General features: G+C 73.9%; 20 protein-coding genes and 1 pseudogene. 10 read left to right on the top strand and 11 right to left on the bottom strand.

Annotation, left to right across the window (positions count from 1 at the left end; genetic code table 11):
- Positions 1 to 144: 144 nt before the first annotated feature.
- From ACFW6B_RS29130 to ACFW6B_RS29115, 4 genes are all read right to left on the bottom strand, one after another.
- Positions 145 to 519 (bottom strand): RNA polymerase-binding protein RbpA, encoded by a 375-nt coding sequence (locus ACFW6B_RS29130; RefSeq protein ID WP_003977404.1) that lies wholly within the window; start codon positions 517 to 519, stop codon positions 145 to 147.
- Between the two features lie 255 nt (positions 520 to 774).
- Entirely contained in the window at positions 775 to 2,124 is a 1,350-nt protein-coding gene (locus ACFW6B_RS29125; protein ID WP_386600490.1) for an MFS transporter, read from the bottom strand.
- A gap of 43 nt (positions 2,125 to 2,167) precedes the next feature.
- Positions 2,168 to 2,935, bottom strand: coding sequence for a glycerophosphodiester phosphodiesterase (locus tag ACFW6B_RS29120; RefSeq protein WP_386600487.1), 768 nt, complete (start codon positions 2,933 to 2,935; stop codon positions 2,168 to 2,170).
- Positions 2,932 to 3,687, bottom strand: a complete 756-nt coding sequence (locus tag ACFW6B_RS29115) for a YitT family protein (protein ID WP_386600486.1) — start codon at positions 3,685 to 3,687, stop codon at positions 2,932 to 2,934. Before ACFW6B_RS29115 ends, ACFW6B_RS29120 begins: the two co-directional genes overlap by 4 nt.
- 29 nt (positions 3,688 to 3,716) lie before the next feature.
- Between ACFW6B_RS29115 and ACFW6B_RS29110 the strand changes: the two are divergent.
- A pseudogene (locus ACFW6B_RS29110) lies at positions 3,717 to 5,198 on the top strand (PLP-dependent aminotransferase family protein); the annotation flags it as partial.
- Between the two features lie 30 nt (positions 5,199 to 5,228).
- Here ACFW6B_RS29110 and ACFW6B_RS29105 read toward each other — a convergent pair.
- Complete coding sequence (locus tag ACFW6B_RS29105) at positions 5,229 to 6,797, bottom strand: hypothetical protein (RefSeq protein WP_386600484.1); 1,569 nt, start codon at positions 6,795 to 6,797, stop codon at positions 5,229 to 5,231.
- A 39-nt stretch (positions 6,798 to 6,836) separates the two neighbouring features.
- A complete protein-coding gene (locus ACFW6B_RS29100; protein WP_037621052.1) occupies positions 6,837 to 7,031 on the bottom strand; it encodes a hypothetical protein in 195 nt (64 codons plus the stop codon).
- A 260-nt stretch (positions 7,032 to 7,291) separates the two neighbouring features.
- Between ACFW6B_RS29100 and ACFW6B_RS29095 the strand changes: the two genes are divergently transcribed.
- From ACFW6B_RS29095 to ACFW6B_RS29075, 5 genes are all read left to right on the top strand, one after another.
- Positions 7,292 to 7,684, top strand: coding sequence for an ankyrin repeat domain-containing protein (locus ACFW6B_RS29095; protein ID WP_386600481.1), 393 nt, complete (start codon positions 7,292 to 7,294; stop codon positions 7,682 to 7,684).
- Between the two features lie 300 nt (positions 7,685 to 7,984).
- On the top strand, positions 7,985 to 9,403 hold the full coding sequence (locus tag ACFW6B_RS29090) for a HEAT repeat domain-containing protein (RefSeq protein ID WP_386600479.1): 1,419 nt from the start codon (positions 7,985 to 7,987) through the stop codon (positions 9,401 to 9,403).
- 139 nt (positions 9,404 to 9,542) lie between these two features.
- Positions 9,543 to 10,706 carry a glycosyltransferase family 4 protein gene (locus ACFW6B_RS29085; RefSeq protein WP_386600477.1) on the top strand — a complete coding sequence of 388 codons (1,164 nt, stop codon included), beginning with the start codon at positions 9,543 to 9,545 and terminating at the stop codon, positions 10,704 to 10,706.
- Complete coding sequence (locus tag ACFW6B_RS29080; protein ID WP_386600474.1) at positions 10,703 to 11,857, top strand: glycosyltransferase; 1,155 nt, start codon at positions 10,703 to 10,705, stop codon at positions 11,855 to 11,857. The genes ACFW6B_RS29085 and ACFW6B_RS29080 overlap by 4 nt, the downstream gene beginning before the upstream one ends.
- On the top strand, positions 11,854 to 12,708 hold the full coding sequence (locus tag ACFW6B_RS29075; RefSeq protein WP_386600473.1) for an SGNH/GDSL hydrolase family protein: 855 nt from the start codon (positions 11,854 to 11,856) through the stop codon (positions 12,706 to 12,708). Before ACFW6B_RS29080 ends, ACFW6B_RS29075 begins: the two co-directional genes overlap by 4 nt.
- A 43-nt stretch (positions 12,709 to 12,751) precedes the next feature.
- On the opposite strand, the gene ACFW6B_RS29070 is transcribed toward ACFW6B_RS29075, so the two are convergent.
- From ACFW6B_RS29070 to ACFW6B_RS29050, 5 genes are all read right to left on the bottom strand, one after another.
- A complete protein-coding gene (locus ACFW6B_RS29070) occupies positions 12,752 to 13,621 on the bottom strand; it encodes a biotin-dependent carboxyltransferase family protein (protein WP_386600471.1) in 870 nt (289 codons plus the stop codon).
- On the bottom strand, positions 13,618 to 14,235 hold the full coding sequence (locus ACFW6B_RS29065; RefSeq protein WP_386600574.1) for an allophanate hydrolase subunit 1: 618 nt from the start codon (positions 14,233 to 14,235) through the stop codon (positions 13,618 to 13,620). The genes ACFW6B_RS29070 and ACFW6B_RS29065 overlap by 4 nt, the downstream gene beginning before the upstream one ends.
- Positions 14,236 to 14,300: 65 nt before the next feature.
- Positions 14,301 to 15,059, bottom strand: coding sequence for a LamB/YcsF family protein (locus ACFW6B_RS29060; protein WP_386600469.1), 759 nt, complete (start codon positions 15,057 to 15,059; stop codon positions 14,301 to 14,303).
- 29 nt (positions 15,060 to 15,088) lie between these two features.
- Positions 15,089 to 15,910, bottom strand: a complete 822-nt coding sequence (locus ACFW6B_RS29055; RefSeq protein WP_386600571.1) for a putative hydro-lyase — start codon at positions 15,908 to 15,910, stop codon at positions 15,089 to 15,091.
- A gap of 29 nt (positions 15,911 to 15,939) precedes the next feature.
- Entirely contained in the window at positions 15,940 to 17,259 is a 1,320-nt protein-coding gene (locus ACFW6B_RS29050; protein WP_386600467.1) for an MFS transporter, read from the bottom strand.
- 190 nt (positions 17,260 to 17,449) lie between these two features.
- Here ACFW6B_RS29050 and ACFW6B_RS29045 point away from each other — a divergent pair, with 190 nt between their 5' ends.
- From ACFW6B_RS29045 to ACFW6B_RS29030, 4 genes are all read left to right on the top strand, one after another.
- Positions 17,450 to 18,154 carry a GntR family transcriptional regulator gene (locus ACFW6B_RS29045; protein ID WP_386600465.1) on the top strand — a complete coding sequence of 235 codons (705 nt, stop codon included), beginning with the start codon at positions 17,450 to 17,452 and terminating at the stop codon, positions 18,152 to 18,154.
- A gap of 248 nt (positions 18,155 to 18,402) precedes the next feature.
- Complete coding sequence (locus ACFW6B_RS29040; protein WP_386600463.1) at positions 18,403 to 19,920, top strand: hypothetical protein; 1,518 nt, start codon at positions 18,403 to 18,405, stop codon at positions 19,918 to 19,920.
- 85 nt (positions 19,921 to 20,005) lie between these two features.
- On the top strand, positions 20,006 to 20,884 hold the full coding sequence (locus tag ACFW6B_RS29035; RefSeq protein WP_386600460.1) for a hypothetical protein: 879 nt from the start codon (positions 20,006 to 20,008) through the stop codon (positions 20,882 to 20,884).
- 76 nt (positions 20,885 to 20,960) lie between these two features.
- On the top strand, positions 20,961 to 25,592 hold the full coding sequence (locus ACFW6B_RS29030; protein WP_386600459.1) for a hypothetical protein: 4,632 nt from the start codon (positions 20,961 to 20,963) through the stop codon (positions 25,590 to 25,592).
- Positions 25,593 to 25,766 lie beyond the last annotated feature (174 nt).

The raw sequence follows: 25,766 nt of genomic DNA, 5'->3' as shown, positions 1-25,766 counted from the left end.
CACCGGAACCGGGCCGGGCCGGAACCGGCCCGGTTCCGGCCCGGGCCGGATTCATCGGCACGCACGAGACCGCGGGCACCGTACGTCACGTACGGTGCCCGCGGTCTCGTGCGTGCGGTGTATGCCACCCGGCCCTCGAAGGGGTCAGGCGGACTTCCGGCTGTCCCGCGGATGCACCGCGATGTTCATCGCGCCGGAGCGCAGGACGGCCAGGCGCTCCTCGAGGACCTCTTCGAGTTCCTCTCGGGTGCGCCGCTCCATCAGCATGTCCCAATGCGTACGCGCGGGCTTGGCCTTCTTCTCCTCAGGGCCGTCGCCGTCCACCAGGAGTGCCTGCGCCCCGCAGACCTTGCACTCCCACTCCGGCGGGATCTCCGCCTCGACCGAGAAGGGCATCTCAAAGCGGTGCCCCTTCTCGCATGCGTACTCCACGGCCTGGCGCGGGGCCAGGTCGATGCCGCGGTCCGTCTCGTAGCTGGTCACCACGAGGCGCGTGCCGCGAAGAGCTCGCTCACTCATGAATCGTGCCTCCCGGGCTTGTCGCCCACAGGACAGGTGTCGCTGTCGTCGTCATCCGGTCAACGTCCGGTCGGCGGTAAAGATTCCCGTTGTGGGTCATGCGTCGCCGTCGTAGCCGCCCCTTGTTGTACCCACCGTCGCCCGGTTTGTCACATCTGGCATCAGATGTCACCCAACGCTTCAGTATCATTGACGCGCAGTAACGGTACGCCAGGCAGGCCAAACGCGTACACTACCGCTCTTTGGTGCCGGACGCTAAATCATCTCGGGTACGGGATTGCCCGCCTCCCGCACCGCCCGGCGCACCGGGACCCGTGCCAGCAGGGCGAAGCCGATGACGAAGAAGACCACGAGCGAGACGATCGCGTCCCGGTAGCTTCCCGTGAGCTGGTAGGTCAGGCCGAACAGCAGCGGGCCGAGCCAGCTCATCCCGCGGTCGCTCATCTCGTACGCCGAGAAGTACTCGGCCTCCTTGCCGCTGGGCACGAGGTGCGAGAAAAGGGAGCGCGACAGCGCCTGGCTGCCGCCCAGGACCAGTCCGATGCCCGCGGCGAGGACGAAGAACCACACGGGCGCGCCCGCGGGCAGGAAGTACCCGGCGGCGAGGATGATCGTCCAGGCGACGAGCGATCCCAGGATGGTGCGTTTGGCGCCGTACGTACGGGCCAGCCGGCCCATGCCCAGTGCGCCTCCGACCGCGAGCACCTGCACCAGGAGGACGGCCGTGATCAGGGTCGACTGGCTGAGGCCCAGTTCCTCGGAGCCGTAGACGGACGCCTGCGAGATGACCGTCTGGATGCCGTCGTTGTAGATGAGGTAGGCGAGCAGGAAGCCGAGTGTGAGGGGCTGCCGACGCATGTCGCGCACCGTGGCGGCGAGCTGCCGCCATCCGTGCGCGGACGTCTGTCCGGCGGAGGCGGTGCGGCGGTCGCGCAGCCGCTTCAGCGGGACGAGGGTGAAGGCGCCCCACCAGACACCCGCCGAGGCCAGACAGATGCGCACGGCCGTCGACTCGGACACGCCGAAACTGTCATGGGCCGTGAAGAGGACCAGGTTCGCCACCAGGACCACGGAACCCGCCGTGTACCCGAAGGCCCAGCCCCGGGACGAGACGGCGTCGCGCTCCTCGGGCGGGGCGATCTGCGGGAGGTAGGAGTTGTACAGCGCCATCGAAACGGCCAGCGAGGCGTTCGCGACGACCAGCAGCAGCCCGCCCAGCAGATAGCGGTCGCCGTCCAGGAAGAACATGCCCGTGGTGGCTCCGGCGCCCAGATAGGCCGCCGCCGCGAGCAGCGGCTTCTTGCGGCCCGTGCGGTCGGCGGCGGCGCCCGCCATCGGCATCACGACGATCGCCACGACGAGCGAGGCGGAGACCGCGTACGCGAAGAAGGAACCGGCGCGCACCGGTACCCCCAGCGGGTGGACGAACCCGTCCGCGTCCGCCGCGTGCTTGGCCACCGCCGTCAGGTAGGGGCCGAGGAACACGGTGAGCACGCTCGTCGAGTAGACGGAGCAGGCCCAGTCGTAGAAGTACCAGCCGCGTTGTTCCCGCCGGCGCTCCGCGGCCTCCCCGGCCGCCCCCGCCCGCACGGTGTCGGTGCTCATCCGTGCCCCTCGCTTCCCCGTGAACGGACCGCGCGAGGAGGGTTCAGAACCAGGTGCCCCGGTCTTCCAGGACCTTGCGCAGTGTGTCGATGTGGTCGGTCATGATGCCATCGACCCCCAGGTCCAGGAGCCGGTGCATGCGTTCCGGTTCGTTCACGGTCCACACGTGCACCTGGAGCCCGCGCGCGTGGGCGGCCCGTACGAAGCGGAGGTCGACCACCGGCACGCCGGACTGCGTCTCGGGAACCTGGGCCGCGACCGCGGAGCGGCGCACCGCGGCGGGCACGCCCCACGAGCGCAGCCGCAGGTTGAGCACCCCCCGGGTGCCGAACGAGGTCGCGAGGCGCGGCCCGGCGAGATGCTGGGCACGGGTCACGCGGGCCTCGGAGAACGAACCGACGCAGACGCGGTCCCAGGCGTCGGTGCGGCCGATCAGGTCGAGCAGCGGCAGGAGCGCGGGTTCGGCCTTGACGTCGACGTTCCAGCGCGTCTCGGGGAACTCCTCGAGCAGCTCCTCGAAGAGGGGGACCGGCTCCTTGCCCGCCACGCGCGCCTGGCGCACGTCGTCCCAGGGGAGGTCCGCGATCCGGCCCGCTCCGTCGGTCACCCGGTCGAGGGTCGTGTCGTGGAAGGCGACCAGCCTGCCGTCCGCCGTGGCGTGCACGTCGGTCTCGATGTAGCGGTATCCGGCGTTCACCGCCCGCCGGAACTGCGTCAGGGTGTTCTCCAGGCCGTCCGCAGACCCGCCGCGGTGTGCGAAGGGGATCGGGCCCGGGTGGTCGAGGTAGGGGTGAAGGGTGCGCGTGCTCACCCGGGCAGTATGGCGCGCTCGGGTTGACCAGGGGCGACAACGGCACTGCGGAGCGGTGCCGGACGGGCGGCGAACACCTTCAGGAAGAGCTGGGCCAGGGGTCCGATGGCGACGGCGTAGAGCACCGTGCCGACCCCGACCGTGCCGCCGAGCGCGAAGCCGGTCGCGACGACGGTCACCTCGAGGACCGTGCGCACCAGACGGACCGAGCGGCCCGTACGCCGGTGCAGTCCCGTCATCAGACCGTCCCGGGGACCCGGGCCGAAGCTGGCCGAGATGTACAGACCCGTGGCCACGCCGTTCAGTACGACGCCCGCCACCAGCAGCGGGACCCGCACCGCCAGGGAACGGACGTCCGGGACCAGCGCGAGGGTGCCGTCCATGGCCAGGCCGACCACGAAGACGTTGGAGACGGTGCCGAGGCCCGGCCGCTGGCGCAGCGGGATCCACAGGAGCAGCACCGCGGCGCCCACGACGATCGACACCACGCCGATCGTCAGGCCGGTCAGCTCGGCCAGGCCCTCGTGCAGCACGTTCCACGGCTCGAGACCGAGACCCGCCTCCACGAGGAGCGCGGAACTCGCGCCGTACAGGGCGAGGCCCGAGTAGAGCTGGACGAGGCGGCGGGGGAGCCGCCCGGGGCCGTGCGCCTCGGCGGGCGCGGAGTCGGAGCGTGTGGACACGTGATGCCCCCAGTGGTGGTAGTGGCCTGGCGCATGACACTCTGTGGCGTGGGAAATGGATTCAACCATGGCCAATTCGGGGAAGGTGGACTGGAATCATGGCGCAGTGGACTTCTGCGGTGGGGGCCGCGCAGCTCGCCCGGCTCCTCAACTCCCAGCAGGAGCGGCCCGCAGGCCCGGGGACCCGGCGTCCGCCCGCCTATCGTGCCCTCGCCGACGGCGTGCGGCTGCTCGTGCTCGAAGGGCGGGTGCCGGTCGCCGCGCGGCTGCCCGCCGAACGGGAACTGGCGCTGGCCCTGTCGGTCAGCCGGACGACCGTCGCCGCGGCCTACGAGGCGCTGCGCGCGGAGGGCTTCCTGGAGTCGCGCCGCGGAGCCGGCAGCTGGACCGCGGTCCCCGCCGGGAACCCGCTGCCCGCGCGCGGTCTGGAACCGCTGCCCCCCGAGGCCCTCGGATCGATGATCGACCTCGGCTGCGCGGCGCTGCCCGCGCCGGAGCCGTGGCTGACCCGCGCCGTCCAGGGCGCCCTGGAGGAACTGCCCCCGTACGCGCACACGCACGGCGACTACCCCGCCGGGCTCCCCGCCCTGCGCACCATGCTCGCCGAGCGGTACACGGCGCGCGGCATCCCGACCATGCCCGAGCAGATCATGGTGACCACCGGGGCGATGGGCGCGATCGACGCCATCTGTCATCTCTTCGCGGGCCGCGGCGAACGGATCGCCGTCGAGTCCCCCTCCTACGCCAACATCCTCCAGCTGATGCGGGAGGCCGGCGCCCGGCTGGTGCCCGTCGCGATGGCCGAGGGGCTGGCCGGCTGGGACATGGACCGCTGGCGCCAGGTGCTGCGCGACGCCGCGCCCCGGCTCGCCTATGTCGTCGCCGACTTCCACAACCCCACCGGCGCGCTCGCCGACGAGGACCAGCGGCGCGGACTCGTGGACGCGGCGCGCTCGGCCGGCACCGTCCTCGTCGTCGACGAGACGATGAGCGAGCTGCACCTGGACGAGGGCCTGGAGATGCCGCGCCCCGTGTGCGGCTTCGACCCGGCGGGCTCGACCGTGATCACCGTGGGTTCGGCGAGCAAGGCGTTCTGGGCGGGCATGCGGATCGGCTGGGTGCGGGCCGCGCCCGACGTCATCCGCAGCCTCGTCGCCGCGCGCGCCTACGCCGACCTCGGCACACCCGTGCTGGAACAGCTCGCAGTGAACTGGCTGCTCAGCACGGGGGGCTGGGAGGAGGCCGTCGGCGTCCGGCGCGCCCAGGCCCGCGAGAACCGGGACGCCCTCGTCACGGCGGTTCGCAGGGAGCTGCCCGAGTGGGAGTTCTCCGTGCCGCGCGGCGGCCTCACCCTGTGGGTGCGTACGGGCGGTCTGTCCGGGTCGCGGCTCGCCGAGGTCGGTGAACGCGTCGGCGTGCGGGTGCCCTCGGGGCCCAGGTTCGGGGTGGACGGCGCCTTCGAGGGGTACGTGCGGCTGCCGTTCACCGTGGGCGGCGCGGTCGCCGACGAGGCGGCGGTGCGCCTGGCCGCGGCCGCCCGGCTGGTGCGGACCGGCGTGAGCGGCGGGGAGGACGGCCCCGGGAGCGGAATCCGGGGGAGCGGGCGGCCCCTACCCCTCCGCCACCGCGACCCCGGCGACCTCGGAGGGCATCTGTTCCGCGTCCGCCGGTGTCGTCCGCTCCGGCAGCAGGTCGAGCACCGCCCGCCGTTGCGCCTCGCTCGTGGCGTCGTCGTACGGGTCCGGTGTGGCGGGGACCTGGAGGCGCAGCACGGGACCGGTGCCCAGGCGCGCGTAGCCGCGGCCGGGCGGAACGTCCCGGGTCGGGGTGGTGTGCGGGGGCGCGCCCAGGACCGCTTCCAGCTCGGCGGCCGAGGCGGTGCCGAGCACCACGCGCGCGCGGGTGTGCTGCCGTACCGCGTCGCCGATGACGTCGAGGTTCTCGAGGTGCTCGGCGATCACGACCGTGACGCCCACCGCACGGCCGTGCCGCAGCGGGGTCTGGAGCAGTGCCGGGAGGTCCTTGCCCCCGTCGGCCGCGGCCAGGTGACCGAGCGCGCCCGGCCGGTCGAGCAGGATCCACAGCGGGTTCCTGATGTCGTCGGGGGCGGGACGCCCCGCCTGGTGGGCGCGGTTCGCGGCGATCAGCCGCCGCTCGGTCTCGTGCGCCGCCCATTCGAGGCTGGCGAGCGCCCCGCCCGTCGAGCACTCGACGGCCAGGACGCCCTTGCGCCCCGTCAGGCACGCGTACTCGCCGGTGCCCCCGCCGTCGACGACGACGACGTCGCCGTACCGGAGGGACTGCAGGGCGATGGAGCGCAGGAGACTGGTCGTGCCGGTGCCCGGCTGCCCCGTGATCAGCAGGTGCGGCTCGGTGGAGCGGGCGCCCGTACGCCAGACGACCGGCGGGACGTCGCGCCGCTCCTCGCCGTGGGTGAGGGGGAGCGTGCGCTGGACGTCGGCCGGATCGGTGAAGCCGAGGACCGTCTCGCCGGGAGCGGTGACGAAGGGCTGGGCGGCGATGTCGGTGGGCAGGGGCGCGAGCACCGTGACGGTGAGCTCGTTGCCCTCCTCGTCCCAGTCGAAGTGGTACTCGCGGCCGCGCCCCGACTTGGCCTGCAGGAGCTGCTCGATGCGGGCGCGGGATTCCGGTTCGCCGTCCGTGAAGTACGCCGGGTAGTGGATGAGCAGACGGGAGACCCGTCCGTCGCCGTCGAAGTCGTACGAGGCGAAGGTCTTCTCCCAGTCGCCGCCGTGGGCGTACAGGGGGGCGGGGTCGTCGGCCGTGGAGAAGTACGGGACGAGCGCGTCGTAGAGGGACTGGAGGCGTGCGGTCTGGGCCTCGTCCGGGCCGGTCGCGGGCGGTGGGGTGCGCTCGCGACCGGCCCAGGCCGCCGCCGCCATCAGGGTGATGACGGCGAGCAGCGGCCCGTACGGCACCAGGGCCACGATCAGGACCACCGAGGCCACCAGGAACAGCAGCGGCCCGCGCCGGTCCTTGGGGGTGGCGGCCCACTTGCGCCGTCCGGCGGCTGCCAGCCGGCGCAGTCCACGGGTGACCGTGATCAGCGGGTGGAGGACGTCGGTGGCGCTGTCGGCTGCCGTCCGGGCCAGCTCCCGGCTCTTGGCGATCTGCGCGGTGCCGTTGCTGAGGATGCGGGGGAGAGGGCGCCGGGCCACTGCTGTCTCCTGGAGGTGCGTACGAGGTGGGGGACGTCGTCAGAACTTGATCCCGCCGAGGAGACCCGCCAGGCTCTCCCCGCCGGCCTTGATGCTCGGCGCGATGGCCGTGCTGGCGAGGTAGAAGCCGAAGAGTGCGGCCACCAGGGCGTGGGACGCCTTCAGCCCGTCCTTCTTGAAGAAGAGGAAGACGATGATGCCGAGAAGGACGACGCCTGACATGGACAGAATCATTTGAGCTCTCCTGGTTCGTGGGGACGGTCACCATGAGTTGTTCCAGGATCACAGCATGTATCCATACGATAAAAGGTGCAACTGAGTGAAAACCGTCTGATTTCACTCAGGCGATGGAGCTGTCATGGGCCGTCTGAGCTGCTCCATTGCGCTCGATGCGCGCTTTGCGGTCTTTGCCGCGGAGGGTGCCTGTCATGTGCCGCCGGAGCCAGTACCCTGTCGATTCACCCGAACGGTTGCAGTGAGAGGCGGTCCGGCAGATGAGCGAAGCCCCCGAGCCCGAGGTCGTGGAGCTCGCGACCAAGATCTTCGATCTTGCGCGACGCGGCGAGACGGAGAGGCTCGTGGCGTACGTCGACGCGGGTGTCCCGGCCGACCTCACCAACGACCGCGGCGACTCGCTCGTGATGCTCGCCGCCTACCGCGGCCACGCCGACGCGGTCCGCGCCCTGCTGGAGCGCGGCGCCGAGGCCGACCGTGTCAACGACCGGGGCCAGACCCCTCTCGCCGGGGCCGTCTTCAAGGGTGAGGAGGCCGTCATCCGGGTCCTCCTGGCCGCCGGCGCCGACCCCGCCGCGGGTACTCCCTCGGCCGTCGACACGGCACGCATGTTCGCCAAGACGGACCTGCTCGAATTGTTCGGCACGCCATGAATCGAACGCTCTGACCAGGCGATACGCGGGAAAAAAGGGAGGCGGAACGGGGCCGCCGGAAATACGGTCGCGGCAGGAAGAACGGCCGGGTCATCATGACGACGTGATTCACGGACGCGATGGCTGGGCAGGAGTTGCCGCACCGCGCGGGCCGTGACTCGGCCCGCATGGGCCACCGACGAGAGGCAGAGGAAGATGGTCTACAGCAAGCAAGAGACGGCGGGCGCCCCGACGTGTTGTCACGCGGCCAGGTAATGCAGGATCCCGGTTGCGTCGACGCTTGATGTGAGGCTGTTTCCCATGTTCGATCCGGTCATAGCGCCCAGCGGAACCCTGCTCGGCCTGCTCCAGAGGGGCCGCGGCGACGGTACGCTGCACGCGCTCACCGCACCGCGGGCCGAGGCGCTCGCGGCATTGGACCACTGCGTTCTCAGGGACCCCCGCCACGACTGGCAGGTGGAGAACCGCTCCCTGTACTACGCCCGTCTCTACCTCGACCTGAACGGTGAGCTCGACGAGATCGAGCGTCACCTCTTCGACGCCGAGGACGTCCTCGACGACTGCGAGTCACGCACGGGGCTCGCCCTCGCCGTCCTCGGGCACCTCGCCTCGTACGGCAGGCGTGACGCGCTCGCGCTGCTGCGCAGGTACGCGGCGGTCGGCTCCAACTGGGCCTGGGCCCTGGACGAGCTGGCCCTGCGCGACGACGACGCGGGCCTGCGCGCCCTCGCCGCCCCCGTGCTCGCCCGGTTCCCCGCCGGCCCGGACGGCGAGGCCGCCCTCGCCGCCGCCGTGCGCGACGCCTTCGAGCCACGGCCGTGGCGGCTGTGGGCCGACGATTCCCGCGAGTCCGTCGCCACCCGTGTGCGTGCCGCCACGGAGGCCGGGTCCTTCGACCGCTGGCAGCGCCAGATGCGGCCGTCGGGACCCCGCCCCGGGTGGAGCGTCGGAGCCGTCTTCGAATGGGCCCAGCAGGGCGTCGAGCGCGGAGCCGCGCTGCACGTCCCGGCCGCCCGCTGCCTGACCGCCGTCGCCGGACCCGAGGACCGGCCCGAGATCGTCGAGGCCGCGCGCCACGGCACGGAGGGCGCGCGCTGCACGGCCCTGCGCTATCTCGCCGACGGCGACGACCCGGACGCCCTCGACCTGATCGAGGCGGCCGTCGCGGACGGTCCGGCGACCGTCGCCGAGGCCGCCGTCGACGCCTTCGAACGGATGCGGAGCGCCGCCGCCGTCGACCGGGCGCGCGGCTGGGCGCACCGGCCCGACGCGCTCGGCGCCGCCGCGGGCCGCGTGCTCGCCTGCCGGGGCGGCGCCCAGGACCGCGATCTCGTCCTGGCCGCCCTGCGCGAGGCGGTACGGGGCGAGGGCCCCGACGCGCCGACCCTGTGGACCCTCGTCGACGGCACCGGACGGCTCGGCATCGCCGTCGCCGCCCCCGTGCTGCGGCACGTCTACCGGGAGACCGCGTCGTCGCACCTGCGGCAGCGCGCCGCCCGCGCCCTGGCCGCCACCGACCCCTCCTTCCCCGCGGGCTTCGCCGTCGAGTGCCTCTGGGACTGCGAGGAGACCACACGGGAGATCGCCGCACGGCACGCCGAGACCGGTGACGCGCGCGTGGTCGACCAGCTCCGCCGGCTGGCGGCGGATCCGGCCGAGGAGGCCGAAGTCCAGACAGCGGTACGGAGCAGGATCGGGCCCGACATGCCGGCCGTATGAACGTTCGGTGACCCGGGAGTCAGGAGCGCGTGGACGGGGGCTGACCTGCCCGGGCGCGGAGCGCAACGCTCACGGGACGTTCATCGCTCGCATAGATCCACTTTGACGCGGCCACGTCCAATGCGGCGAGAACACCCGTATGCGTGTCGTCATCGTGACCGAATCCTTTCCCCCCGATGTGAACGGCGTGGCCCACTGCGCGCTCCAGACCGCCCGGCACCTCGTCGACCGCGGTCACGCTCCCCTCGTCGTCGCACCGGCCACCTCGCCCAGGTTCTCGGCCTCCCCCGACCGGGGAGGCACCCCCACCGGGAACGGGCCCGACGCCCTCGCGCCGTGCCCGGTCGTCCGCGTCCCCTCCATCCCGCTCCCGGGCTACCCCCAGGTCCGCGTCGCCCTCCCCAGCCGGCGCGTCGCCGCGGCCATCACCGAGCACCGCGCCGACATCGTCCACCTGGCCAGCCCCTTCATCCTCGGCGTCCGCGGCATGGCGGCCGCCTCCCGGCTCGGCATCCCCGCCGTCGCCGTCTACCAGACCGACCTCGCCGGATACGCCCGCACGTACATCAGCGCCGGTGAGGCCACCGCGTGGCGGCGCATCCGCTCGGTGCACGCCGCCGCCGACCGGACGCTCGCTCCCTCCAGCGCGGCCCTGCGGGACCTGGAGGCGCACGGCGTGCCCCGGGTGCGGCTGTGGGCGCGCGGCGTCGACACGGTCCGCTTCCGCCCCGGCCACCGCGACGAGGCGCTGCGCCGCGAACTGGCGCCGAACGGCGAGCTGATCGTCGGCTACGTCGGCCGGCTCGCCCCCGAGAAGCAGGTCGAACTGCTCTCCGGCGTCTGCGGACTGGACGGCGTCCGCGTCGTCGTGGTCGGCGACGGGCCGAGCGAGGCCACCCTGCGCGGCGCGCTCCCCGGAGCCGTCTTCCTCGGCCGGCGCACCGGCGGTGAACTCGCCCGGATCTTCGCCTCCCTGGACGTCTTCGCGCACACCGGCCCCTTCGAGACCTTCTGCCAGACCGTGCAGGAGGCCATGGCCAGCGGAGTGCCCGTCGTCGCCCCCGCCGCGGGCGGACCGCTCGACCTGGTCGACCACGGGCGCACCGGACTGCTGGTCCCGCCCCGCGACAGCGACGCGGTACGGGACGCGGTGCGCGCCCTGGCCGCCGACCCCGCGCTGCGGGCGGCCTACGGCGCCGCCGGGCACGCCGCGGTCGAGGGCCGCACCTGGGCCGCGGTGGGCGACCAGCTCATCGGCCACTACGAGGACGTGCTCTTCGCGAGGAAGCCGGTGGCGGCATGAGTCTGCGCATCGTACGGCTCGCCAACTTCGTCGCCCCCGCCTCCGGAGGGCTGCGCACCGCACTGCGGGAGCTGGGCGCCGGCTACCGGGCGGCCGGCCACGAACCGGTCCTCGTCATACCCGGCGAGCGGGCGAGCGACCGCGACACCGTGCAGGGACGGGTGATCACACTGCCCGGCCCGCTGCTGCCCGGCACCGGCGGCTACCGCGTCCTCACCGACAGACGAAGGGTCGCCAGGCTCCTCGAATCGCTCGCCCCCGACCGCCTGGAGGTCTCCGACCGCACCACCCTGCGCTGGACCGGGGTCTGGGCGAGACGGGCCCGCGTGCCCGCGGTGATGGTCTCCCACGAGACCGCCGACGGCGTGCTGCGGACCTGGGGGCTGTCCGAGGCGATGGCCCGGCGGACCGCGGACGCCCTCAACGTCCGCACCGCGCACGCCTACGCGCGCGTGGTGTGCACCACGGAGTTCGCGGAGCGCGAGTTCGTCCGGATCGGCGCCCGCAACGTCGTACGCGCTCCCCTGGGCGTCGACCTGCTCGACCGGCACCCCGGTCTGCGCGACCCGGCCCTGCGCGCCCGTCACGCGCGCGCGGACCGGATCCTCCTCGTCATGTGTTCCCGCCTGTCCGTCGAGAAGCGCCCCGGTACGGCGCTCGACGCGCTGGAGTCACTGCTGCGGCGCGGCGAGCGGGCCGTGCTCGTCGTCGCCGGGGACGGACCGCTCAGGGCCCGGCTCGAACAGCGCGCCCGGGAACGGAGGCTGCCCGTCACCTTCCTCGGGCACGTCGCCGACCGCACCCTGCTCGGTTCGCTCCAGGCCTCGGCGGACGTGTGCCTGGCACCCGGGCCGGCCGAGACCTTCGGGCTCGCCGCCCTGGAGGCGATGGCCTGCGGCACCCCCGTCGTCGCCAGCGCGCACTCCGCCCTGCCGGAGATCGTCGGCTCCGCCGGAGCCACCGCCGCCGACAGCGGGGACTCCTTCGCGGACGCGGTGGGGCTGCTGCTCGGCCGCGCCGAGAACGAACGCAGGCAGGCCGCACGCGCGCGTGCCGAGTGCTTCGGCTGGGACGCCGCCGTGACGGGCTTCCTCGCCGCGCACGACGCGCGGGCCGTGGACCGGCCGCGTCTCCAGGAGGGCGTGGCATGAGACCGGTCCGGTTCGTCGCCCTCGGGGACTCCCTCACGGAAGGCGTGGGCGACCCCGTCGGGGAGCGGTGGCGCGGCTGGGCCGAACTGCTCGCCCCGGGGCTCGCCCCCGCGGACGCGCCCGTGCGGTTCACCAACCTCGCGCTCAGCGGGGCACAGACGCGGGACGTCCTCGAACGGCAGACCCCGGCGGCGCTCGCCCTGGAGCCCGACATCGTCTCCGTCGTGATCGGCGTCAACGACACCCTGCGGTACACGTTCGACATCCACGCGGTGGCCGAACGGCTCGACACGGTGTACTCGGCGTTCCGCGCGCGGGACGCCGTCGTGCTGACGGCCTGCCTCCCGGACCCCGGCTCGATGCTGGGGCTGCCGGGAGCGCTGGCCCGCCCGCTGGCCCGGCGCCAGCACGCGGTCAACGCGGTGGTGCACGCGCTGTCGAAGCGGCACGGGGCGCTGCACCTGCACGCGGCTGAGGAGGAATGGCTCGAGGACCGCGCCGTGTGGAGCGCCGACCGGCTGCACCCGGGGGAGCTGGGGCACCGTCGGCTGGCCGTGCGTTTCCACGCGCTGCTCGCCGAGCGGGGCCTCGCCGGCGGGACCACCCCTTCGGCCGAGGCCGAGTTCCCCGCGCCGACCCGCACCGCGAGCCTCCTGTGGCTGGCCACGGCGGGCACGGGCTGGGTGGCCAGGCGCTGCACGGACCTGCTGCCCCAGCTGCTCACCCTCGCCGCGTCCGAGGTGCGCCACCGGGCCCGGGGCACCAGTGCCCGTCTCGACCTCAGCGCCTCGCACGCCGTCGCGTCCGCCCTGGCGGCCCTGTCCCCGGCGGAACGGCCGGACGCGGTCTGAGGGACGGGCGCGGCCTGAGGGCGGGCGCGGGCCGGCGGCGGCCTCAGCGGCGGCGTACTGCCAGGAAGCGCACCGGGGTTCCCGGGACCGCCTGAGCGGCCGCCGGGAGGTCGGCGGGACGGACGACCGCGATCACCGGGTAGCCCCCGGTGGTCGGATGGTCGGCGAGGAAGACGACCGGGCGGCCGTCCGGCGGCACCTGGACGGCACCCAGCACCAGGCCCTCACTGGGGAGTTCGCCGGAGACGGCCCTCTCCAGGGAGGGCCCTTCCGTGCGCAGGCCGATGCGGTTGCTCGCCGGCGAGACCCGGTAGACGCGCGTCGTGAGCGTCCGCAGGGCCGGCCCGGTGAACCAGTCGTCGCGCGGGCCGAGCGTCACGCGCAGGACCAGCTCGGCGGGCGGGGCGCGGTGCGGGACGACGTCCACGCGCGCGTGAAGGGTGCCGGGACTCCCCAGGGGAAGCACGGCGCCGTCCGTCAGGGGCGGCGGGCCGAGCCCCGAGAGGAGGTCGGCCGAACGGCTGCCGAGCACCGGATCGACCGCCACGCCACCGGAGACGGCCACGTAGCTCCGTAGTCCCGCGCGCGCGGGACCGATGTCCAGGAGGGCCCCCGCGAGCACCCGGACGGGAGCCCCCCAGGCGACCGGGCGGCCGTCCACCCGCACCGGGCAGGGCGCTCCCGTCACGGCCACCGTCACCGTCGAACGAGGGCGCAGGGCACAGCCGTCGACCGTCGTCTCCAGCACGGCCGCCCCGGCGGGGTTGGCGACGAGCCGGTTGGCCAGCGCCGCCGCGGGCGGATCGAGCGCTCCGGAGCGCGGTACGCCGAGATGGGCGTGCCCGGGCCGCCCCTGGTCCTGGACGGTGGTCAGGGCCCCGGCCCGCACCACCGCGAGGGCCCGGTCGCTCATGAACACCTCTCCGGCACGAAGCGCACCCGCGCACCGGGGGCCAGCAGCGCGGCCGGTACGCGCGCGTGGTCCCACAGCGTCACGTCCGTCGTGCCGATCAGTTGCCAGCCGCCCGGCGAACTGCGCGGGTACACACCGGTGTACGGGCCCGCCAGTGCCACGGAGCCCGCAGGCACCGCCGTGCGCGGGGTCGCCCGGCGCGGCACGCCGTACCGCGCCGGCAGTCCCGTGAGGTAGCCGAAGCCCGGCGCGAACCCGCAGAAGGCGACCCGGAACTCGGCCGCGGCGTGGATCTCCGGCACGTCCCGCACCGCCACCCCCCAGAGAGCCGCCACGTCCGCCAGATCGGGACCGTCGTACCGTACCGGGATCTCGACCGTGCCGTCCGCGCGCGCGTCCAGCGGGGGGACCTCCCAGCCGGGCAGCGACTCCGCGAGCCGGGCGGGGTCGTCCAGGCCGTCCAGGAGCACCGTGCGGGCCGCCGGGACGATCTCCCGCACGGACAGCGAGCCCTCCGCGCGGCGCCGCACGAGCTCGGCGTGCAGCGCCTGGGCGGCCTCACCGGAGGAGACCTCGACCAGCAGCGCCCGGTCGCCGACGGGCAGGACCCTCACCCTGCCGCCTTCCGTGCCGCGGCCGGCCGGGACCGGGGCCGTACCGCCGCCGGCGGTCCCGGCGCTCACGCGAACGCCTCCACGCGCACGCCCGAGGACTCCAGCCGGGCCCGTACCCGGCGGGCCAGTCCGACCGCTCCCGGCGTGTCCCCGTGCAGGCACAGGGAGCGCGCCCGGACCGGAACACGCTCCCCGCAACGGGAGGTGACCGCCCCGGAGCGCGCCAGGCCCAGGGAGCGTTCGACGACGGCATCGGCGTCCGTGATCACCGCGCCCTCCTGGGTACGCGGCACCAGGGTGCCCTCCCCGGTGTACGCGCGGTCCGCGAACGCCTCGGCGACGACGGGCAGTCCGGCCCCCTCGGCGATCTTCAGGAAGCGCGAGGACGGCAGACCGAGCACCGGCAGGCCCGCGCCCGCGAGCAGGACGCCGTCGACGACCGCCGCCGCCTGCTCCGCGTCGTGCACGACGCGGTTGTAGAGCGCGCCGTGCGGTTTCACGTACGCCACCCGTGAGCCCGCCGCGCGCGCGAAGACCTCCAGGGCGCCGATCTGGTAGGCCACCTCGGCGGTCAGCTCGTCGGGCGGCACGTCCATCGACCGCCGCCCGAACCCCGCCAGGTCACGGTAGGAGACCTGGGCGCCGATCCGTACGCCGCGCTCCGCCGCCAGCTCGCACACCCGCCGCATGGTGGCCGCGTCCCCGGCGTGGAAGCCGCAGGCCACGTTGGCGCTGGTCACGACGGACAGCAGCTGTTCGTCGTCGGTCAGCCGCCAGCGGCCGAAGCCCTCGCCGAGATCGGCGTTGAGATCGATGGGGTCCATGGGCTGCCGTTCCTCCTCCTCCGGCCCTCTCAGGCCACTCGGTACTGCTCGTCGCGGGTGTCGGTGACGAACATCCGGCCGGGCGCGTGGGTGATCGCGAAGGGCGGCCTGGAGGCCATCACGGCCGCCTGGGGCGTCACTCCGCAGGCCCAGAACACCGGGATGTCGTCCGGGGAGGCGATCACCGGATCGCCGAAGTCGGGGCGCGAGAGGTCCTCGATGCCCAGCCCCGACGGATCGCCGCAGTGCACCGGACTGCCGTGCACGGCGGGCAGCAGACTGCTCTCCCTGATCGCCGTGCTCAGGTGCTCGGGCGGCACCGGGCGCATCGAGACGACCATGGGGCCGCGCAGCCTTCCCGCCGGCCGGCACTGGCGCGCCGTCACGTACATCGAGACGTTGCGGCCCTGCTCGATGTGGCGCAGCGGGACGCCCGCGGAGCTCAGCGCCCACTCGAAGGTGAAGCTGCACCCGATCAGGAACGACACCAGGTCGGGCCGCCAGTGGCCGACGACGTCCGTGGGCTCCGCCACCAGCGCGCCGTGCTCCCACACCCGGTAGCCCGGCAGGTCGGTGCGCAGATCGGCGCCCGGGGCGAGCACCGTGGTCCACGAACCGGCGTCGGTGACGTCGAGGACGGGGCACGGCTTCGGGTTGCGCTGGCAGAACAGCAGCATCTCGTACGCCCAGTCGGCGGGCACCGACACCAGGTTCGCCTGGGCGTGGCCCGCGGCGATCCCGGCCGTGGGGACCGACAGTCCCGAACGGAACCGCCGACGGGCCCTCGCGGGGCTCCACGCGTGCGCGTGGGCGGGGAGCTTCGGCGGGGTCGGGGAGCCGTTCCCGGGCAGGGCCGGCGGGCGGACCTGGACGGTGTCGTTCACAGGAGCTCCTTTCCGCGCGTCTCGGGGAGTCCGGTCAGGGCGAAGGCGGCGAGGGCGTAGCCGATCGCGCCGAACACCAGCGCTCCGCCCACGCCCCAGCTGTCGGCCAGGAAGCCGACCGTGGTGGGGAAGACGGCGCCGACGGCACGCCCGGTGTTGTACGCGAAGCCCTGTCCCGTGCCGCGCACCGCCACCGGGTACAGCTCGCTGAGGAACGAGCCGAAGCCGCTGAAGATCGCCGACATGCAGAAGCCGAGGGGGAAGCCGAGCACCAGGAGAAGGGTGTTGGCGCCGCTCGGGATGTTCGCGTAGGCGAGGATGCAGGCCGCGGAGAGGACCGCGAAGAGCAGGATGTTGCGCTTGCGGCCCAGTCTGTCGGTGAGGAGACCGCCGGTGAGGTAGCCGAGGAAGGCTCCGGAGATCAGGAGCGTCAGATAGCCGCCGGTGCCGACGACGGACAGTCCGCGCTCCGTCTTCAGGTAGGTGGGCACCCAGGTGGCCAGCGTGTAGTAGCCGCCCTGGACACCGGTGGACAGCAGGACCGCGAAGAAGGTGGTGCGCAGCAGGCCCGGCGCCCCGGCCGTGCCGGGCCTGAAGATCGCGGTGAACGATCCCCTGTCCGCGCTCCTCTCGCGGACCGCGGCCGCCTCGGGGGCGTCGCGCACCTGGCGCCTGACCCAGACCACGAGCAGCGCGGGCAGGGCGCCGGTCCAGAACATCACGCGCCAGGCGAGGTCATCGTCGAGGTACTGGAAGACCAGCGTGTAGACGAGCACCGCCAGGCCCCAACCGACAGCCCAGGCGCTCTGGACCGCGCCGAGCGTGCGCCCCCGGTGGCGGGGGCTCGCGTACTCGGCGACCAGGACGGCGCCGACCGCCCACTCGCCGCCGAAGCCGAGGCCCTGGAGGGCGCGGAACACCAGCAGCGTCTCGTAGTTCGGCGCGAAACCGCAGGCCACGGTGAACACCGCGTAGGTGATCACCGTGATCATCAGCGCCCTGACGCGTCCGATCCGGTCCGCGAGCACACCCGCGCCGGCCCCGCCGACCGCGGACACGACCAGGGTGACGGTGGTGAACAGACCGGTCTGGCCGCTGTCGAGGCCGAAGTACGCCGCGAGGGCGACCATGCTCAGCGGCAGGGTGAAGTAGTCGTACGAATCGAGGCCGTAGCCGCCGAACGCGCCGCCGAACGCGCGCCGGCCCCGCGGGCCGAGGGCGCGCAGCCAGCCGAACGCGCCTTCCTGCGCGGCGGGTTCGCCGGTGACGGCCGATGTTCCTGGGGTCAGGGCCTGGGATGGAGGGGTCGTGCTCATGGGCACCTCGCAGTGAGGGACGGAGAGTGCATGAGGACTGAACCTGGCCGTGCGGAAGCCTTTTCGGGCGCTCGGCAGCCTGCCGTTGGCGGCGGTGCGGGGAGCGCCTGCCCGACAAGGTAGAGGATCGTTGAACGATCCTTCAATACTCACGTTGTCCCGTCCTTCGGTCTGCGGTTGAATTCCGGGCATGGAAGAGCTGACGGAACTGGCCGACGACCGGGCCCTGTTGGGCCGCACCAGCACCGCCGAGCGGGTCTCGGACATCCTCAGGAGCCGGATCGCCGAGGGCTTCTTCCCGCCCGGGACGCGCCTGTCCGAGGACAGCATCGGCGGCGCCCTCGGGGTCTCGCGCAACACACTGCGCGAGGCGTTCCGGCTGCTCACGCACGAGCGGCTGCTGGTGCACGAACTCAACCGGGGGGTCTTCGTACGGGTGCTCACCGTCGAGGACGTCGAGGACATCTACCGCACCCGCTCCCTCGTCGAGTGCGCCGTGGTCCGCGGACTCGGCAGCCCGCCCTACGCCGTCGAGGGGATCGCCGGAGCCGTCTCCGACGGGCGGCTGGCGGCGCGCGAAGGTGACTGGAAAGGGGTGTCGACCGCCAACATCCACTTCCACCGCGAACTGGTCGCGCTCGCCGGCAGCGCCCGTACCGACGAGCTGATGCGCAGCGTCTTCGCGGAGCTGCGTCTCGCCTTCCACGTCGTGGACGACCCCCAGCGGCTCCACGAGCCCTACCTCGCGCGCAACCACGAGATCCTCCAGGCCCTGCGGGCGGGCGACCGGGACGGCGCGGAGCGCCTCCTCGCCGCCTATCTCGACGACTCGCTCGAAGGCCTCCTCGGGGTGTACGCGCGCCGCGTGACCGACGGGGGAGAGGGCGCGGGCTGACGGCCTCGCGCGGCGTGCGCGCCCGGCCGGTCCGGTGTGTGGTGTGCGTGCCGGTCCGGTCCGGTGTGTGGCGTCGGCCACGTCGGGCCGGCTTCGCGGTCCCGGAGGCGCGGGGCGGTACGCGCGGGGCGGTACGCGTGTCCGGCCGCGCCCACGGCGACCGGCCGACCGGTCCGCGGCCCGGCCGGGACGACGGTCGCTTCTGCGCCGTTTCGGCCGTTGTCGGACCGAGGACCTAGTCTGTGTACGTGACTTCGCCTGCAACGACGGACAGCGCTCCGCCCCAGCTCAGCGCGGGACCGCGCCCGGCGCCGGGCCCGGCCGCCGACGAGGGCCTGGCGCGGCGGCTGCGCGCGCTCGCCTGCACCGCGCCGCTGCACGACCTGGACATGCGCAAGGCGAACCTCGCGGGCGAGTACACGGTGTACGGCATGGCCGAGGTCGCCCTCGCCGCCATCGATCTCGTCACACTGAACATGGACTTCGACACGGGCGCCGACCACGACCAGATAGTGGCCAGGCTCATCCCGCGCATCGCCGCCCAGGCCCCCGGGCGCCCGGCCGCCGAGCACGAGCGCGTGGCCCGCTGGGTCCTGGAGAACCTGATCAACGTCGGCAGCGTCGACCGGGGCTTCAGGGCCGTCTACGGCACCTTCGCGCCCGACGGCACCTATGTCCGCCGCGACTACGACTTCAAACTGATCGAGGAGGTGCCGGGCTACGGGGGAGGCGTCTACCTCCGTACGACCGACGAAGCGGTCAACGTCCTCGTCGGCGCCCTCGACACCGATGTCACCAGCGCGCAGATCGCCGCCGAGGTCAAGCTGGAGGTCCTGATCAGCCGCGGCCGGCTGGCCGACGCGCAGCTCGCCGCCGAGCAGGCCCGCTACCGCACCGTCCAGTACGCGGAAACGCTGCGCAAGGCCCTCGACGCCACCCGGCGCAACGTCCGGGCCGTCGACTGGCTCCACGCAGTGCCCGACATGATCGTCGAGGCCCTGGACCACGTGGCCGACCGGTACCGCCACGAGAACGCGATCCTCACCAACATCCGCAAGGCCCGTGACGAGTCCGAGGACCCCGAGCAGAAGCGGCGCGCGGCCGAGCTCGTCGACATAGTCAAGGACTGCATCCGCCGGCACACCCAGCTCCAGTCCCGTCTGCTCGAAGCCGGACCGCTGTTCCGCGCCGAGCAGGACCGGCAGGCCTTCGGGACCCCGATGACGACCTCGGGGATCGACCTCTACGGCCATCTCGTCGCGCCGGTGCTGCCCCTGCCGGTGGAGCGGGCGCTGCGCGTCACCGACGCCTTCTTCAAGCGCGGTACGGGCCTGCGCACCCCCGTCGCCGTACGGGTCGCGGACCTCGTCGACATCCTGCTGACGCCACCGCTGGAGCGCGAACACCTCGGCGCGGAGATGCCCGAGCCCGATCTGATCGCCACCCCGGACGACAGCCGCTTCAGCGAGGAACAGCTCGCCGCCGCCAGGGAACTGCTGAACCTGCCGCCCGATGCGCCGCGCAGACTGTCCGGACTGCTCGCGGACGCCCGCCGCCTCGACCCCGACCTGCCCTATCTGGTGGCCCTCCTGGCCGTGCACGCCGCGAGTCCGCCGGTCGGCACCGCCTACCGGCAGGGCGAGGAACGCCTGCTGTTCGCCGTGGACGACGGGACCGAGCTGGACGACCCGGAATTCGGCGGGGCCGATCTGATCGTCGGCATGGCGCTGCTCGACGCGGCCGGGATGAAGGCGGACCGGGCGTGAACCCGCCGCGAGAGCCCATGCACCGCGGGACGCCCGTCCGTCTCCCCGCACGTACCCTCGTACTTTCGAACAAGGAGTTCCAGCCGTGACCGAGCACGTCGAGTGGAGTGAACCGGAGGCCACCGCCGCACCGGCGAACGCCCCCGTCACACCTGCCGACGCCGCCGACGCGGCGCGGCTCGTCGCCTTCGGGCTGCAGCCCAAACTGCAGCCCGCGCGCGACCAGGAGTACACCGAGCTGCTGCGCCGCTACCGCGAGGACCCGCCCTTCGCCCGGCTCGCCGACGCGGTGGCCACCGGCCTCGGGCTCGTCGTCCTCGAGGTGTCCCCGCGCGCGGGGATGGCGGTGACCGCCGCCGAGGACTCGGTCTTCGCCGTCCGCATGGGCGACTACGCGCGCCGCGCCTCCACGGACTCCGGGGACCGGTTCCTGCACGGACTCGCCCACCTCGCCGTGGCCGCCCTGGCCTTCCCGCGCCCCGAGGACCTCGCCGACGACGGATACATCGGACGCGTCTCGGTCAACGGCGTCGACGCCTTCGTACGACAGGCCTGCCGGCGTCTGGAGGAGCGGGCCGAGGAGACCGGCGAGAACACCGACCCGGCGACCGACGCGCCCGGACTGGAGGCCGCCTGGCGGATCTGGGCACGGCGCAGTTCCACCGGGGCCACCAAGGACGCGCGAAGACTGGCCGGCTCGACGACGGGCATCATCGCCAAGGCCGTCGCCTTCCTCACCGACTCCGGTTTCCTCCAGCGCACCGGCGACGACGCCGGCGGGACCTACCGGACGACGGCCCGCTACCAGCTCCAGGTCCGCGACATGGCGGGCAGCGCGGCCATGGCCGAACTGCTGGAGCTGGGCATCGTCCCGGTGACGGACGGCACCGCGAGCCTGCTGCCCGCCGAGGACCCCGACGACCTGGAGCTCGTGGCCGGAGCCGGACTTCCGTTCCACTCCTGACGTCCGCCCGCCCTCCCCGGCTCCCCTCCCCCCCCCCACGACCGCACCCCCTTTTCGACTGCGAGAGTCCGCCGCCATGTACGAGCTGTCCCGGGTCCGCCTCTACTCCATCGGGCCCGCCGGTGCGCGTTACGCCGACACCGTGCTGGACCTGCGCGGAGTCGGTGAGCCCGTACCCGACCCGGCGCCCACCCAGGCGGAGTTCTTCGAGGAGGAGCCGGTCGGTCCGCCGCGCCGCCCCGCGCCCGCCGGCGTGCTCTTCCTGGAGAACGGCGGCGGCAAGTCCGTCCTGCTCAAGCTGATCTTCTCGGTCATGCTCCCCGGACACCGCAACACCCTCGGCGGCGCCAGCTCCGGCGTGCTGCGCAAGTTCCTGCTCGCCGACGACTGCGGACACGTCGCCCTGGAGTGGCAGCACACGCTCACCGGCGAGTGCGTGGTGGTCGGCAAGGCGAGCGAGTGGCGGGGACGGCAGGTCTCCAACGACCCACGGAAGTTCGCCGAAGCCTGGTACTCGTTCCGGCCCGGTCCCGGTCTCAGCCTGGACAACCTGCCCGTCGCCGAGGCCACTTCGGTACGGCCTCCCGTCGAGGGCGCCTCCGGGGCGCAGGGGCGCCGGCGCACCATGAAGGGCTTCCGCGACGCGATCACCGAGGCGGGCAAGGCCTACCCGCACCTGGAGGTGCACTGGGAGGAGATCCACGACCGCTGGAACGAACACCTCGGCGACCTGGGCCTCGACCCCGAACTCTTCCGCTACCAGCGGGAGATGAACGCCGACGAGGGCGAGGCCGCCGGTCTCTTCGCGGTCAAGAAGGACTCCGACTTCACCGACCTGCTGCTGCGCGCGGTCACCGACACCCGTGACACCGACGGCCTCGCCGACCTCGTCGGCGGCTTCGGCAACAAGCTCGGGCGGCGCGCCGAACTCATCGCCGAGCGCGAGTTCACCGCCGGTTCCGTGGACCTGCTCGGCCGGATTGTCGACGCCGCCGGAGCACGGGCACGCGCGCGGGACATCCACACGGGCGCCGAGCGGCGCACCAGGACGCTGGCACGCCGGCTGTCCGCGCGGGCCGTGCAGGAGCGCGTGCGCGCCGCTGAACTCGCCCAGCGCGTGACCGCTGCCGCGTACGCCGTCACCCACGCCGAGGGCGCCCGCGAGCGCAGTGCCCTGATCGCCGCCGAACTCGCCTACCGCCACGCCTCGCTGGCCCTCGCCGGCGCGGAGAAGTCGGCCGCCGCGCAGAAGCGCGAGCTCGCCGACGCCCGTACCCTGCACGCCGCCTGGCAGGCGGCCGAGGCCGTGCTGCGCCATCGTGCCGCCGCCGACCGCTCCACCCGCGTCGCCGACGCGATCCGCGAGGCCGAACGGGACGCCGCACCCGCGCTCGCGGCCCGCGCCACGGCCGCCGTCGACCTCGTCCGCGCGCTGCACCGGGCCGCCGAGGGCGCGGAGTCGCTCGCCAACGAGGAGGAGGAGCGCTCCGCCGCCCTCCAGGAGGCCGGTGAGACGGCGTACGCCGACTCGACGGCCGCCGCAACCGCCGCGCAGCGCGCCCGAAGCGAGGTCGGGCATCTGCGTCAGCGGCTGGCCGAGGTCGAGCAGGAGACCGCCGAGGCGGTCCGGGCCGGCTGGCTCGACGACAGCGCCCCCGACGCCGACCCGGCCCGTGCCGCGCTCGCCGCCAGCGACGCGGAGAAGACGGCCGTCGCCGCCTGGGACACCGCGCGCGAGACCTCGCGGCGTGCCGGCGATCAGGCGCGGGAAGCGGCCTCCGCCGAGTCCCGGGCCGAGCTGACGGCCGCCCGCGCGGCGGACGCCGCGACGGCCGCGGAGCGGGCCCACGAAGCGGAGTGGCGCACGGCCGAGGCCCTGGCCCAGGAGGAACGGCTCGCGGAGCTGCTCGGCCTGCCGGGCACCGACGTCCGCCGCGGTGTCCCCCAGCCGCGCCGCGACGAGGAGTCCGACGTCCCCGCAGGCTCACCGGCCGGCGTGCCGCTGACTCCCGAAGAGCTCGACCGGTACGCCGACGAACTGCGCGGACTGCTCGACGGGACCGTCGCCTCCGCCGAGCGGCAGCTCTTCGAACTGCGCACCACCGCGGCCGACGACGCCCGGATCCTCGGGGCACTCGGCGACGGCGGGCTGCTGCCGCCGGGACCCGACGTCCTCGCCGCCGTCGAGTACCTCGGCGAGCACGGCATCCCCGCCCTGCCCGGATGGCGCTACCTCGCCCAGGCCGTCGCCCCCGTCGACCACGCACGCGTCCTGGCCGCCCGGCCCGAACTCGTCGACGGCGTGATCATCACCGACCCGGACACCCACGCGCGGGCCCGCGAGGTCCTCGGCGAGGCGGCCCTCCTGCCCCGCTCGACGGTGGCCGTCGGCACGGCCGCCGCGCTGCTCGCCCCGACCCCGGCCGCCGACACGGACGAGAGCGGCGTCTTCCTCGTGCCGCCGAACCCGGCCATGCACGACGAGCACGCCGCCGACGAGGAGCGCCAGGCGCTGCGCGCCCGGACGGTCCTGCGGGACGAGGAGATCCGCACCCTCGCCGCCCGCCTCGGCAAGGACCGGGAGCTGGCCGCGCGCCTCGCGTCCTGGCGCACCGGCTGTCCCGCCGGACGGCTCGCCGAGCTGGCCGCGACCGCCCGCGACGCCCGCGCGTTCGCCGAGGAGACCGAGGCCGAGCTGGCCGAGGCCCGCACCGTCCGGGCGGAGGCCGAGGAGACGGCGGCCGAAGCCGCCCACGTGCGCGACGAGCGGCAGGAGGCCGCCCAGAAGGCCCGGCGCGCCGCCGACGCGCTCGCCGGACTCGCCTTCCGGCTGCGTGAACGCGCCGGATGGCAGGTCAAGCTCCGCGAACTCGCCGACGAGGCGGCGGAGTCGGAGGCCCGCGCCCAGGTGTGCCTGGAGCGCGCCCGCGCCGCCGACGAGGACCGCCGCGCCGCCCAGCGTGCCGCCGACGACGCCCGCCGCACGGCCCGCGCGCTGCGCGCCGAACGCGCGGAGATCGCCGGAGCCCCCGACGAGGTGACCCAGGACGGGACGGCCGCCAAGGCCTCGCTGCCCGCCCTGCGCGAGGCCTACCGGGCCGCGTCCCAGCTCTACGAGAAGGTCGGCGTGGGCGCCGACCTGCGGGCCGAGCAGGCACGGGCCGAGAGCGACGAGAGCGCGGCCCTCGCGGAACTGGACCGGCTCAGCAACAAGGTCCGCACCCGCGCCGGGCAGCTGCTGGAGTCGCCGGACGGTTCGGACGGCCCATCCCGGCAGGCCGCCGCGGCACGGGCCGAGGAACTGGTGCAGCTCCTGGAGACCCGGATGTCGACCGCGAGCGAACAGCTCGGCCGACTGCGCGGCGAGGCCGAGCGGCACGCTCCCGAGGAGGGCGAGGCGCACACCGAGCTGACGGAGGATCTGGTTCCGGTCGATGCCGAGCAGGCCCAGGCCCTGCTGCGCACCGCCACCACCGAACTCGCCTCCCGAACCGAGGCGTTGAACCGCGCCCGCGAGGCACACACGGAGTTCCTCGACGCCCACCGGTCCGCCGAGGACGCCGCCGGCGGCTTCGACGAGACGGCCGCGCTCCTCAGGGACCTCCTCCGCGAGCACACCGACGAGGAGCAGGAGGAGCCCGAGCCCTACCCCGGCACCCTCGAGGAGGCGCGGAACTCCGCCGCCGAGAGCCGCCGCTCACTGCGCGGCTGCGCCGCCGACCTGACCGCGGCCGAGGCCGCCGTCCGCGAGGCGAGCGACATCCTCGTGCGCCACGCCAACTCCACCCGCTACGAGCAGGTCCGCACCCCCGCCCGGCAGCAGATCCGTGAGCTGCCCGCCTCCTCCCTGCCCGAGCACGCCCAGAAGTGGTCGGACGCGTTCGCGCCCCGGCTGCGTGTACTGACCGACGAGCTGGCGCAGTTGGAGCGCAACCGGGACTCGATCGTGGACCGGCTGCGCGGACTCGTCGAGTCCTCCCTCGCCACCCTCCGGTCCGCCCAGCGGCTGTCCAGGCTGCCGGAGGGACTGGGGGAGTGGTCAGGACAGGAATTCCTGCGCATCCGCTTCGAGGAACCCGACCAGGCCACCCTCACCGAGCGGCTCGGCGAGGTGGTGGACGAAGCCACCCGCGCGGCGGTCAAGAAGAACTCCGACATGCGGCGCGACGGCATGTCGCTCCTGCTGCGCGGAGTCAGCGCCGCCCTCCAGCCCAAGGGCGTCGCCGTCGAGATCCTCAAGCCGGACGCCGTACTGCGCGCCGAACGCGTACCCGTCGGGCAGATGGGCGACGTGTTCTCCGGAGGCCAGCTGCTCACCGCGGCCATCGCTCTGTACTGCACGATGGCCGCGCTGCGCAGCAACGACCGCGGCCGGGACAAGCACCGGCACGCCGGCACCCTGTTCCTCGACAACCCCATCGGCCGCGCCAACGCGACGTATCTGCTGGAGCTCCAGCGAGCCGTCTCGGACGCGCTGGGTGTCCAGCTCCTCTATACCACCGGCCTGTTCGACACGACCGCGCTCGCCGAGTTCCCCCTCGTCATCCGGTTGCGCAACGACGCCGACCTTCGTGCCGGGCTGAAGTACATCAGCGTCGAGGAGCACCTGCGGCCGGGACTGCCGCGCGAGGCGGCCGCCGGGGAAGCCGTGCACACGGAGATCACCGCGACACGGATGTTCAAGCGCCCGGCGCCGGTCACCTCGTAGCGACGGAGCCGCGGGGGAGGGGAATCGCGTGCCGGCAGCGGCCGGTGACGCGGTTCCCTCCCTTCTCGTAGTGCGCTCGTCCGTGCGGCGTTCCTTCCCGCGCGGACGCCGGAGCGGAATGTCCGACGGCCGCACCCCGCCCGCCGAAGGCGTGATAGCCGAGGGCGCCGTCGA

Source organism: Streptomyces sp. NPDC058751 (assembly GCF_042746485.1).
Lineage (GTDB): Bacteria > Actinomycetota > Actinomycetes > Streptomycetales > Streptomycetaceae > Streptomyces.
This window is presented reverse-complemented; position numbering and strand designations above follow the sequence as displayed.